Annotated in this window: 13 protein-coding genes; 5 read left to right on the forward strand and 8 right to left on the reverse strand. The window is 31.5% G+C overall.

Translation table 11 applies throughout. From position 1 onward, the window contains the following. Positions 1-128 precede the first annotated feature (128 nt). Positions 129-599 carry a DUF1572 domain-containing protein gene (locus tag Q0807_RS01925; protein ID WP_299105734.1) on the reverse strand — a complete coding sequence of 157 codons (471 nt, stop codon included), beginning with the start codon at positions 597-599 and terminating at the stop codon, positions 129-131. A gap of 96 nt (positions 600-695) precedes the next feature. Continuing rightward, positions 696-2,006 carry a tyrosine--tRNA ligase gene (tyrS, locus tag Q0807_RS01930; RefSeq protein WP_299105736.1) on the reverse strand — a complete coding sequence of 437 codons (1,311 nt, stop codon included), beginning with the start codon at positions 2,004-2,006 and terminating at the stop codon, positions 696-698. 161 nt (positions 2,007-2,167) lie between these two features. Between tyrS and Q0807_RS01935 the strand changes: the two genes are divergently transcribed. Next, a complete protein-coding gene (locus tag Q0807_RS01935; protein ID WP_299105738.1) occupies positions 2,168-3,187 on the forward strand; it encodes an NAD-dependent epimerase/dehydratase family protein in 1,020 nt (339 codons plus the stop codon). Here Q0807_RS01935 and Q0807_RS01940 read toward each other — a convergent pair. From Q0807_RS01940 to Q0807_RS01950, 3 genes are read right to left on the reverse strand one after another with little or no spacing between them, the layout of a single operon-like run. After that, positions 3,184-3,636 (reverse strand): DUF4296 domain-containing protein, encoded by a 453-nt coding sequence (locus Q0807_RS01940; RefSeq protein ID WP_299105740.1) that lies wholly within the window; start codon positions 3,634-3,636, stop codon positions 3,184-3,186. The two genes, Q0807_RS01935 and Q0807_RS01940, sit on opposite strands and share 4 nt — an antisense overlap. A 1-nt stretch (position 3,637) precedes the next feature. Continuing rightward, complete coding sequence (locus tag Q0807_RS01945; protein WP_299105742.1) at positions 3,638-4,981, reverse strand: dihydroorotase; 1,344 nt, start codon at positions 4,979-4,981, stop codon at positions 3,638-3,640. Positions 4,982-4,987: 6 nt separating this feature from the next. Continuing rightward, complete coding sequence (locus Q0807_RS01950; RefSeq protein ID WP_299105744.1) at positions 4,988-5,710, reverse strand: polyprenol monophosphomannose synthase; 723 nt, start codon at positions 5,708-5,710, stop codon at positions 4,988-4,990. 247 nt (positions 5,711-5,957) lie between these two features. Here Q0807_RS01950 and Q0807_RS01955 point away from each other — a divergent pair, with 247 nt between their 5' ends. Both Q0807_RS01955 and Q0807_RS01960 read left to right on the forward strand, forming a co-directional pair. Continuing rightward, positions 5,958-6,608: a DUF4271 domain-containing protein gene (locus tag Q0807_RS01955; RefSeq protein ID WP_299105746.1), complete on the forward strand. Its 651-nt coding sequence runs from the start codon at positions 5,958-5,960 to the stop codon at positions 6,606-6,608. 16 nt (positions 6,609-6,624) lie between these two features. Then, a complete protein-coding gene (locus Q0807_RS01960; protein WP_299106107.1) occupies positions 6,625-7,374 on the forward strand; it encodes a uroporphyrinogen-III synthase in 750 nt (249 codons plus the stop codon). A gap of 78 nt (positions 7,375-7,452) precedes the next feature. On the opposite strand, the gene pckA is transcribed toward Q0807_RS01960, so the two are convergent. Both pckA and Q0807_RS01970 read right to left on the reverse strand, forming a co-directional pair. Beyond that, positions 7,453-9,069, reverse strand: a complete 1,617-nt coding sequence (gene pckA / locus Q0807_RS01965; RefSeq protein WP_299105748.1) for a phosphoenolpyruvate carboxykinase (ATP) — start codon at positions 9,067-9,069, stop codon at positions 7,453-7,455. A 66-nt stretch (positions 9,070-9,135) separates the two neighbouring features. After that, positions 9,136-9,525 (reverse strand): DUF423 domain-containing protein, encoded by a 390-nt coding sequence (locus tag Q0807_RS01970; RefSeq protein WP_299105750.1) that lies wholly within the window; start codon positions 9,523-9,525, stop codon positions 9,136-9,138. Between the two features lie 69 nt (positions 9,526-9,594). On the opposite strand from Q0807_RS01970, the gene Q0807_RS01975 reads away from it, so the two are divergent. Both Q0807_RS01975 and Q0807_RS01980 read left to right on the forward strand, forming a co-directional pair. Further along, complete coding sequence (locus Q0807_RS01975; protein WP_299105752.1) at positions 9,595-10,959, forward strand: saccharopine dehydrogenase C-terminal domain-containing protein; 1,365 nt, start codon at positions 9,595-9,597, stop codon at positions 10,957-10,959. Between the two features lie 90 nt (positions 10,960-11,049). Continuing rightward, the gene (locus tag Q0807_RS01980) at positions 11,050-11,520 is read left to right on the forward strand and encodes an Lrp/AsnC ligand binding domain-containing protein (protein ID WP_299105754.1); all 471 of its coding nucleotides are present in this window, start codon (positions 11,050-11,052) and stop codon (positions 11,518-11,520) included. Between the two features lie 62 nt (positions 11,521-11,582). Here Q0807_RS01980 and Q0807_RS01985 read toward each other — a convergent pair whose 3' ends face one another. Then, positions 11,583-12,620: an aldo/keto reductase gene (locus Q0807_RS01985; protein WP_299105756.1), complete on the reverse strand. Its 1,038-nt coding sequence runs from the start codon at positions 12,618-12,620 to the stop codon at positions 11,583-11,585. Positions 12,621-12,763 lie beyond the last annotated feature (143 nt).

Below are 12,763 nucleotides of genomic sequence, written 5' to 3' on the forward strand. Positions count from 1 at the left end.
TTATTTTTTTGTAAGGACTAAAACTTACTTACGACTTAATTAATGCTATGAAAAAGGAAGATTTTCAATAGTTGATTGATTGGTTAGATTGTGCCCAAAATAAAATTTTGGGCACTTTTTTTATTCAACTAAAAATGTAATACTAATTTTTTAATTAGAACAATTTGCCCAAGGTGATAATAACTATGTTCTAAAATTCCGTTTATATTACGAGAATATGTTCCATATTTTTCATCAACAAAATCTATATTTAAATCCTCTTCAGTCATATTTTCAATATACTGAATAAGTAATTCTGTATCACCCCAAAACCGAGATAAGAAGGATTCCCAAGCATATTGTGATTTAATTGGTGAAAAATTAAAACTAAACTTATCACTTATTTCTAATTTATTATTCACATATACGTTTAAGATACCTGATATATAATAATGAATATGCTGCGCTAAAACTGAAATAGAGTTTAAGGATTCTATTTTTTTATTCGCTATTCTAAAATCTAAGTTATCTAACTCATTTTTATAGTTGGTATTGGCAATCCATGTACCATTAAGAAATACTTCACTAATTCTACTAGCTAATTGCTTAGTCTGATTCATTTGTCTTAAAAATTAGTCATTTAAAATTTTAAAGATATAAAAAGACCTCACATGTAAGATAACAGTGAGGTCTAAACTATGTAGTGAGAATCTATTTTAAACTACCTTTAAAATAAAATTAGTCTTCTTTCCTCTACTTATAATAATGTATTTATCATGAATTAAATCCTCAGATGATAATATATAATCTTCCTTTACCTTTTCTTTATTAACGGCAACGGCATTTTCTTTCAATGCACGTCTGGCATCTCCATTAGAGTTTAAGAAGTTGGTTTTTGCTGCCAATGCTCCAATCATATCTATACCCTCACTAAATTCTGCTTCAGATATTTCTGCTTGCTTTACACCTTCAAAAACATCTAGAAATAAGGATTCTGGTAATTGCTTAATTTCATTTTTAAAATCTTTACTAAACAATATTTGAGAAGCCTTAACTGCATTATCATAATCCTCTTGGCTATGCACAAAAACAGTTACTGCTTCCGCTAAGCGCTTTTGCAACAAACGTAAATGAGGTGTTTCTTTATGCTCTTCTACTAACGCTTCAATAGTATTTTTATCTAAAAATGTAAAGATTTTAATATACTTTTCTGCATCCTCATCTGTTGCATTTAACCAAAATTGGTAAAATTTAAATACTGATGTTTTCTCTGCATCTAACCAAACATTACCGCCTTCAGATTTCCCAAATTTAGAACCATCTGCTTTTGTAATTAACGGACACGTCATGGCGTATGCTTTTGCTTGGTCTTCTCCATCATGCATACGTCTAACCAATTCCGTACCTGTGGTTATATTTCCCCATTGATCACTTCCTCCCATTTGTAATTTACAACCCATGGTTTTGTACAAATGATGAAAATCGTAACCCTGTATTAATTGGTACGTAAACTCTGTAAAAGACATACCTACGTTTCCTTCGTCTCCACTTAATCTCTTTTTTACAGAATCTTTAGCCATCATGTAGTTAACAGTGATACGTTTACCAACGTCACGTGCAAAATCAATAAAACTAAAGTTTTTCATCCAATCGTAGTTATTTACTAAAACTGGTGCATTTTTATTATGTGAATTAAAATCTAAAAAACGAGACAGAACTCCTTTTATTCCCGCAACATTATGAGCTAAAGTTGCTTCATCAAGTAAATTACGCTCATCACTTTTCCCTGATGGATCACCAATCATTCCTGTTGCTCCACCAACTAAAGCTACTGGCTTATGACCTGCTTTCTCTAGATGAACCAATAAAATTATAGGTACTAAACTACCAATGTGCAACGAGTCTGATGTAGGGTCAAAACCAATATAGGCTGTTGTCATCTCTTTATCTAATTGCTCCTCAGTTCCTGGCATGATATCATGTACCATTCCTCTCCAGCGTAATTCTTCTACAAACTTGTTTGCCATTGCTTATTTAGTTTCAAATTTTAATTGCACAAAGATATGTTTCCGCTGTTAAAGACAAAAGACAATTTTAATTCAATTTACAAACTACAATTAAAGTGATCTTAATCCTTATTAACAAAGTTCTAACAACGAATTAAGTCTAAGATTTGTAACTTCGCCTAATGATTTTAGTTACAGGTGGAACAGGTTTAGTTGGCTCGCATTTACTTTTTCAACTGTTGAAAAATAATGCAGCAATACGTGCTATTTATAGAAGTAAAAACACTTTAAATAACGTAAAACACGTATTTTCTTATTATTCTGAAGATTCCGAAATCCTTTTTAATAAAATTGAATGGGTAGAGGCTGACATCAACGATGTTCCTAAGCTTCAGGAGGCATTTAAAGATATCACACATGTTTATCATTGTGCTGCATTTGTCTCTTTTGAACCTAGCAAATACAAATTACTCCGAAAAATAAACATTGTAGGTACTGCTAACATTGTTAACTTATGTATTAGTCATAAAGTTGACAAGCTATGCTATGTGAGTTCTGTTGCAACCATTGGGCATCACACCAATTCAGAAAAACCTATAAATGAACAAACTGAATGGAACGCCGAAAATGACAACAGCGTTTATGCTATTACAAAATATGGTGCAGAACTTGAAGTTTGGAGAGGTACACAAGAAGGATTAGATGCTGTTATTGTAAATCCTGGTATTATTTTAGGAGCTGGCTATTGGTCTGGAGGTAGTAGTGGTAATTTGTTTAAACGAATTAAGAATGGACTTCCTTATTACACTACAGGTATCACAGGATTTGTTGATGTTTGGGACGTTGTTAATTTGATGCAACAACTAATGAATAGTGACATAAAAAATGAAAACTTCATTCTAGCCGCTAACAATCTAAGCTATAAAGACTTTTTTATAGAGACTGCAAAAGCTCTAAATGTGAAACAACCTACAAAAGAAGCAAAGCCTTGGCTTACAAAAATTATTTGGAGATTAGATTGGCTTAAATCTAAATTATTAAGTCAACCTAGAAACTTAACAAAACAAGCCTCAAACTCAATTTTAAGTATCAGAAAATATGATAGTTCTAAAGTAGAAAATATTTTAGGCTTTAAATTTAAGCCAATAGAAGAAACTATTAAAGAAGTCAGTACACTATACCTTAAAGATTTGAATAATTAATCTTTATCAAAAACAGGTCGTTTCTTAGACTGATTAACAGGATTAATACGTTTTTTCTTTTTTACAGAATCTTTTTGGGTTTTCAGATCTTTATTTTCTTCGTCTCTTAAATCTTCGTATTCCTTTTTCTCTTTTTCTAATCTTTCTTTTACTTTTTCTACAATGCTTTTATAATCCTCTGTGTTAAAACTGTAATAGGTATTACTTTCTGAAAATTGAGTACTATCAATATTATGCTTTGTTAAAATGTAATTTTCTGGTATAATACCATTTAATTCTAATGTTTTTCTATTAACACCTTTTGCTGAATTAACCACATAAACATCGTACAAAAGCTCTGTCATCTGTGCCTTTGGTATTAAATTATCAGGTTTTTTAGGCTTCTCAATGTTTTCACACCCTAAAACCAAAATTCCTAATAGTAGTACTATAATATAATGTTTTAACATGCTATCTATTAAAAGTTAATCGTTGTCCGGCTTTTACATCTAAAACCTTAAAGTTATTGTAAGCAAGTTGTCCATTAATAAAAGTATGAGTTATTCTACTTTTAAACGTGTTACCCTCAAAAGGTGACCAGCCACATTTATATAAAATATTACTTTTATTTACGGTCCAAGGACTTTGTGGGTTTACAATAACTAAATCTGCAAAATAACCTTCTCTTATATAACCTCTTTTTTCAACATTGAATAAAATGGCAGGATTATGACATGCTTTTTCTACAATCTTTTCAACTGAAATCTTACCTTGATGATGCGCTTCTAACAAAGCCACTAAAGCATGTTGCACTAATGGTCCACCAGAAGGAGCCTTTGTATATGGATTATTTTTCTCCTCTAATGTATGAGGTGCATGATCTGTTGCAATTACATCTATTCTATCATCTAACAAAGCTTTCCAGAGTTGGTCTCTATCTTTAGATGTTTTCACAGCCGGATTCCATTTTATATGACTTCCTTTTTTAACATAATCTTCATCCGAAAACCATAAATGGTGCACACAAACCTCAGCAGTTATCTTTTTATCTTTTAAAGGAATTTTATTTGAAAACAAACTCGTTTCTTTCCCTGTCGACAAATGAAAAACATGTAATCTAGCTCCTGTTTTCTTCGCTAGTTCAATAGCTTTTGAAGATGATATATAACAAGCTTCTTCACTACGAATAATTGGATGCATTTCCATTGGTATATCATCTCCATATTCGGCTTTATACTTGGCTAAATTTTCTTTTATAGTTGCTTCATCTTCACAATGCACAGAAATAACCATATCTGTACTCGAAAATATTTTTTCAATCACTTTAGGGTCGTCCACTAACATGTTTCCCGTAGAAGATCCTAAAAAGAGTTTTAAACCTGCTACAGTTTTTGGGTCAACTTTTAGAATTTCATCTAAATTATCATTTGTACCACCAAACATAAATGAATAATTAGCGTAAGATGTATCTGCTGCAATAGCAAACTTTTCTTCTAATTTTTCTACTGTTGTTGTTTGAGGATTTGTATTAGGCATTTCTATAAACGAAGTAATACCACCTGCTAATGCTGCTCTAGACTCAGACTCAATATTAGCTTTATGTGTTAGTCCTGGTTCTCTAAAATGTACTTGATCATCAATCATACCCGGCAATACGTAATTACCTTCTGCATCAATTACAGTCATATCAGCAGACTTAACACTAATAGATAAGTCTATTTCCTTAATGATATTGCCTTCAATAAGAATATCGCCTTCAACAATCTTTCCTTCGTTGACAATTCTTGCATTTTTAATAAGCGTCTGTCGATTCATATTATTTTACTTAGCAAATAAACTTTTTAATTTTAAATTAATCACTCCAAAAATAGCTTCAGAAATAATACTGCCACTCATTTTAGAATGTCCTTTAGTTCTATCTTTAAAGATAACTGGTATTTCCATAATTTTAAAACCTTTTTTATGGGCTTTAAATTTCATTTCAATTTGAAACGCGTAACCTACAAACTTAATCTTCTTTAGATTAATGGTTTCTAATACTTGTCTTTTATAACAAACAAATCCTGCTGTAGAATCCTTTACTTTCATTCTTGTAATTAATCTCACGTAGCGAGACGCACCATATGACAATAAAATACGAGACAATGGCCAATTAACTACCGTTATACCTTTAACATATCTTGATCCTACAGAAATATCTGCACCATCCTTAGCACAAGCATCATATAATTTTTCTAAATCGTCTGGGTTATGCGAAAAATCAGCATCCATTTCAAAAATAAACTGATACGATTTCTCTAAAGCCCATTCAAATCCTGCAATATAGGCTGTTCCTAATCCACTTTTTTGCTTTCGTTCTAATAAGAATAATTTGTTTTCAAACTCTTGTTGTAACGATTTTACCATTTTTCCTGTATTATCAGGAGAATTATCATCTACAACAAGTACATGAAATTCTTTTTCTTGAGAAAAAACAGTTCTAATGATTGATTCTATATTTTCAATCTCGTTATATGTAGGGATTATGACAATTGCGTCAGACATTAACTCACTTTTAAATACGCATTTTCTTGCGTTAGAATTTTAACAAAAATAAAGTTTTTAATGGACTATAAGTTCAAATTAACGTTTTCTATAGATACGATTTATACATATCTTTATAATTCAAATAAATAAAGAACATTAATTAATTTTGAATTGTTTTTATTAACAAATCAAAAACCAAATAAAATTATGCCTTCATTTTGATATTTATTTGGCATTACCTCAATATTCTTTATAATTTAGCCGCATGCGAAACTATATTACACACGATTGGTTTACCATTTTCACTGTCATAGGATTGTGTACTATTGTCATTGCAAAATATTTAAACACGCTTAGGTTTAATGATTTTATTTATGTTATTGGGAATTCTAAGTATTTAAAAATCTATAGTAAAGATCAAAAATTCATTGATCAGTTTGATAGTTTTCTATTTATAAATCTCAGTTTGTCACTGAGTATATTTATTTATTTCGCCTACTCTACTTTTGTATCTCCTTTAAATTTTGAACTCGTTTCGTTTTTAAAATTACTATTTGCAGTTTCTACTATAATTATTATAAAAACACTTATAGAACGTCTTATTGGTAGTCTTTTTGAAATAGATAGCTTAATGGATCATTACCTATTTCAAAAAACAACGTTCAAAAATTTATCTGGTATTGTATTTTTAATCGCGAATTTATTTTTGTTGTACACCACGCGTTATATGGAAATAACAATCATTATTGCATTTTCTTTAGTCTGTATCATAAATCTTGTTGGCTTTTTAAACTCCTTCAAAACCTATCAAAAAATAATTAATCCTAATTTTTTCTATTTTTTGTTGTATCTTTGCGCTCTCGAAATTGGACCTTATGTACTTTTATATAAGGTTATTAGAGAGTATAACGGTTAAAACACAAGGTTTACGTATGAAAGTGAAAACGATTTTAGTATCACAACCAGAGCCTAAAGTAGAGAACTCTCCGTACTTTGATTTGCAAGAGAAGCAAAAAGTTAAGGTGGACTTTAGACCCTTTATTCATGTTGAAGGTGTGTCTTCTAAAGATATAAGACAGCAAAAGGTTGATCTTAGTAAAATTACAGCCATTATTCTTACAAGTAGAAATTCAGTAGATCACTTCTTTAGAGTTGCAGACGAAATGCGTTTTAAAGTACCAGATGCTATGAAGTATTTTTGCCAATCCGAAGCGGTTGCTTATTACTTACAAAAATATGTTGTTTACAGAAAACGTAAAATTTATGTAGGTAAACGTACTTTTGAAGATTTAATTCCTTTAATTAAAAAATACAAAGACGAATCATTCTTATTACCTACAACAGATAAGGTAAAGCCAATTATACCAGAAATCTTAGATGATTTAGGTGTAAAATGGAAACAAGCGACATTTTATAAAACGGTTATCAGTGATTTATCTGATTTATCAAATGTAACTTATGATATCTTAGTATTCTTTAGCCCTTCTGGCATAGAATCTTTATTCCATAACTTCCCAGATTTTAAGCAAAACGAAACGCGTATTGCTGTATTTGGTAACACAACGGTTAAAGCAGTTAAGGAAAAAGGATTGCGTGTAGATATTTCTGCACCAACTCCAGAAACACCTTCAATGACAATGGCATTACAGAAATATATTGATGCTGTTAATAAAGGAAAGTAGTTATTAAACTTTAAGATTAAAACATAAAAAAAAAGCGATTCTAAATTTAGAATCGCTTTTTTGGTTTATATAACTTTACTAAAAAGCATAACGTTGTGGTCCACCACGTCTCACTTCTTCAGAAGCATAAGACTCAAACTTTTTAAAGTTTTCTCTAAATGCATTAGAAAGTTTAAACGCCATTTTATAATAGGCTTCATCATCGTTCCAAGTTGTTCTTGGACTCAACACTTCTGTTGGTACTCCGGGACAAGATCTTGGTTGTGCTACTCCAAACACAGAATGAATATGATAATCCTCATAAGTATAATCATCTAAATCACCATTTAAAGCTGCATTAATCATGGCACGTGTATATTTTAGTTTCATACGAGTACCAACACCATAAGGACCACCTGTCCAACCTGTATTAACTAACCACACATTTACACCAGCATCACTCATTTTTTTACTAAGCATATCTGCATATTCCGTAGGATGTAATGGCATAAATGGTGCACCAAAACAAGCCGAAAAGCTAGGTACTGGCTCCACAACTCCTGCTTCTGTACCAGCAACCTTTGCTGTATAACCAGAAATAAAGTGATATGCTGCTTGGCTCGGTGTTAATTTAGATATTGGAGGTAATACTCCAAAAGCATCTGCTGTTAAGAAAAATATATTTTTTGGATTCTTACCGATAGAAGGTTTTCTAATATTATCAATATGATAAATTGGGTAACTTACCCTTGTGTTTTGTGTAATTGATGTATCAGCAAAATCAACATTGCCATTATCATCCATTATAACATTTTCTAAAATTGCTCCTTTTTTAATAGCTGCAAAGATTTCTGGCTCTTGTTCTTGAGAAAGATTAATAACTTTAGCATAACAACCACCTTCAAAATTAAAGACTGTGTTTTCTTTTGTCCAACCGTGTTCATCATCACCTATTAAACTACGATTAGGATCTGTAGAAAGTGTTGTTTTACCTGTACCTGATAAACCGAAGAAAATAGCTGTGTCACCATCTTTACCAACATTAGCACTACAGTGCATTGGTAATGTTTCTTTATAAACTGGAAGAATAAAGTTTAAAGCAGAAAAAATTCCTTTTTTAATTTCACCTGTATAGCCCGTTCCACCAATTAAAGCAATTTTTCTTGTAAAATCTAAAATTGCGAAGTTATGCTGACGTGTACCATCTACTTCTGGATCTGCCATAAAACCTGGTGCATTCACCACAGTCCATTCTGGCGAAAAACCTTCTAAATCAGCTTCTGTAGGACGTAAAAACATGTTATATGCAAACATATTACTCCAAGGAAACTCATTAATAACTCTAATATTTAACTTGTAATTCTCATCTGCGCAGGCATAACTATCACGAACATATAATTCTTTTTCAGATAGATAATTAACAACTTTGTCGTAAAGTTTCTGAAACTTATCAGTATCAAAAGTGATATTGATATTTCCCCACCAAACCTTCTCTTCTGTAATAGCATCTTTAACGATAAATCTATCCATAGGAGAACGCCCTGTAAACTCACCTGTATTAACAGCTATAGCACCAGATGAAGATTCTACACCTTGTCCTTTAGCAATGGTTTCAGCATGAAGCTCATCTGAAGATAATTGATAATTAACCTTTGCATTTTTAATTCCATATTGATCTAACGAAATCGTTTTCGTAAATTGGGTATGGTTTGCCATAATATTATTTGTTGTTTAGTTCTGCAAAACTATAATTTTATTTTGAAACAGCTCATTTGATTGTCATTAATCGACTTTATTTCTAATAATACCGACTAACATCACACTCCATGAAACGATTAACAGCAATCCACCAATTGGTGTTAGCAATGCAATAGTTTTAAAATCAAAGGCTGAAAGCGAATTTGTAGCCAATCCGTATATAGAACCAGAAAAGAATAACACACCTACTATCACTAAATAAAATATTGTTTTCTTAGTTTTTAAACTCACAAAGGAAGTGCCACCTAAAATTAACAGAAAAAAGGCGTGATAAATTTGATAACGCACTCCTGTTTCAAAAGTTTTAATAGCATCAGCATCAATCAATTTCGCTAAACCATGTGCCGCAAAAGCACCCAAAATAATGCTTAATATTCCTAGTATTGCTCCTGTAATTAATAGTTTTTTATTCATAATTAGTAATAATTTGGTATAAAATGGCTTTAGTATTTCTTACATTCGTGTCCTACAAAATTAGTTATAATGCGAAAGATTTTAATCATTGGAGCAGGTAAATCCTGTTCTTATCTCATAAAATATTTACTAGATAAATCAGAATCAGAAAAACTTCAAATTACTGTTGGTGATCTTAATGTAGATAATGCTAAAAAGTTGGTTGACACACACCCAAACACAAATGTTATTCATTTAGATGTATTTAATGCTGAATCTAGAATTGAAGCTGTAAAAAAAGCAGATATTGTAGTTTCTATGCTACCTGCACGTTTTCATATAGAAGTTGCAAAAGACTGTATTACTTACAAAAAACATATGGTCACAGCATCTTATGTCAGCGAAGAAATGCAAGCTTTAAATGACGATGCCATAGCCAATAACCTCATCTTTATGAATGAAATTGGTGTAGATCCAGGCATTGACCACATGAGTGCAATGCAAGTTATTGACCGTATTAGAAATAAAGGCGGAAAAATGATTTTGTTTGAATCTTTTACAGGTGGCTTAGTCGCTCCTGAGAGTGATAACAACTTGTGGAATTACAAATTTACTTGGAACCCTAGAAATGTTGTTGTTGCCGGACAAGGAGGTGCTGCTAAATTTTTACAAGAAGGTCAATTTAAATACATTCCTTATAATCGTTTATTTAGACGTACAGAATTTTTAGAAGTTGATAGTTATGGCCGTTTTGAAGCTTACGCTAATAGGGACTCCTTAAAATACCAAGAGGTTTATGGCCTAGACCATGTAAAAACGTTATACCGTGGCACAATGCGACGCGTTGGTTTTAGCAGAGCATGGAATGTTTTTGCCCAATTAGGAATGACAGATGATAGTTACACAATAGACGATAGTATTAATATGAGTTATCGTGATTTTGTTAATGCATTTTTACCATATAGTCCAACCGATTCTGTAGAACTTAAATTTAGACATGCACTAAAAATTGACCAAGATGATATTGTTTGGGACAAATTTTTAGAACTGGATATTTTTAATCCTGAAAAAATGGTAGAATTAGATAAAGCGACACCTGCTCAAATTCTTCAAAAAATATTAATGGATAGTTGGACATTAGACGAAACCGATAAAGACATGCTTGTAATGTACCATAAATTTGGTTATGAACTTAATGGTAAAAAACATCAGATTGATGCCACAATGGTTACGCTTGGCAAAGACCAAACTTATACTGCTATGGCAAAAACGGTAGGTTTACCTGTAGCTATTGCAACTTTAGCTATACTTAATGGTAAAATAAAAACTCCTGGTGTTCAAATTCCTATTTCAGAAGAGGTTTATACACCAATTTTAAAAGAATTAGAGTCCTATGATATTATTTTTAAGGAACATGAAGTACCTTACTTAGGTTATAACCCTCTGAATATTTAATTTTATAATTAAACATATATTTAGTATTAAGCGTTTCAAATTGAAACGCTTTTTTTACCTTTAACTTTCAAACTATAAGGCTTAAGACATATGAAGGTTAATGACAACGGTATATATATTGATGGTATTGATAAAAAAATACTACGAGCATTAATGGAAGATGCCAGAACACCAATTCTGGAAATTGCTCGTAATGTCGGAATTTCTGGAGCTGCTATTCATCAACGTTTAAAGAAATTAGAAAAATCTGGTCTTTTAGCTGGTTCAAAATTTATTATAAACCCTAAAGCTTTAGGCTATACAACCATGGCTTTTGTTGGTGTTTATTTGGATAAAGCGATTAGTAATCCGGAAGCTGTAAAGCAACTTCAAAAAATACCTGAGGTTATTGAATGTCATTACACCACAGGAAATTGGTCTATTTTCATTAAAATACTATCTAAAGATAATGAACATTTAATGCATGTTCTTAATTCTGAAATACAAAGTATAAAAGGCGTTTCTAGAACTGAAACGTTCATTTCTTTACAGGAACAGATTAACCGTCAGATTAAAATATAAACACATAAAAAAGTCCATTTGTAGATTACAAATGGACTTTTTATTTTACAATAAATCATACTTTATGGCGCAGGATTAGGAATCTCAGAATGAACACTGTCTATCGCTTTCATTACTTCATCTGATAAAGAAATATTAATGCTATCAATGTTTTCTTCTAACTGTTCTATACTTGTTGCTCCAATAATATTACTCGTTAAAAATGGTCGTTCGTTGACAAAAGCCAAAGACATTTGTGCGAGTGACATATTACTATCTTCTGCAATTTTCAAATAACGTTTAGTAGCTTCTGTAGATTGCTTACTGCTATATCTTGCAAATCTTGGAAATAAATTCAACCTCGAATTCTCAGCATCTATTCCTTTTACATATTTACCAGATAAAACTCCAAATGCCATTGGTGAATAGGCAAGTAAACCAATATTTTCTCTGTAGGCTACTTCAGCTAAATCACCTTCAAACACTCTATTAATTAAAGAATATGCGTTTTGAATGGTAATCATTCTCGGTAAATTGTGCTTTTTGGACTCTTCTAAATAACGCATGGTTCCCCAAGCTTTTTCATTAGAAATACCAACTTGTCTTATTTTTCCAGATTTAACAATTTCATCAAGATTATAAAGAATCTCGTTGAAATTATCTTCCCAGTTATCATCTGAGTTATGCTTATAATCTCTAACACCAAAATAATTAGTATCGCGTTCTGGCCAGTGTAACTGATAGAGATCCAAATAATCCGTTTGCAAACGCTTTAAACTGTTATTTACGGCTTCATTTAATGCCTCTTTACTAAAACCATTAGTTCTAATATGAGCCGTATAATCTCCTGTCCCAGCAATTTTAGAGGCCAAAACGACTTTATCTCTATTGCCTGTTTTAGCAAACCAATTACCAATAATACGTTCAGTTTCTGCATAAGTCTCCTTTGTTGCTGGCACTGGATATAATTCTGCACAATCAAAAAAATTAACGCCTCTATCTAGCGCAAAATCCATTTGAGCAAAACCTTCATCTTGGGTGTTTTGATTTCCCCAAGTCATGGTGCCAAGACATATTTTACTAACTTTTATATCTGTATTTGGTAGCGTTGTGTATTTCATAGTATTTAATTTGAAAGCAAGAGTTCGTTATATCTCATTCAACAACTTAGAAATCTCATCTAACTTAGGCGTTAAAATCACTTCAATACGCCTATTCTTTGCTTTACCTTCTGATGTTTCGTTTGATGCTATTGGTGCAAATT

The sequence above is a fragment of the uncultured Winogradskyella sp. genome, from assembly GCF_947495255.1.
In the GTDB taxonomy this organism is placed as follows: Bacteria; Bacteroidota; Bacteroidia; order Flavobacteriales; family Flavobacteriaceae; genus Winogradskyella.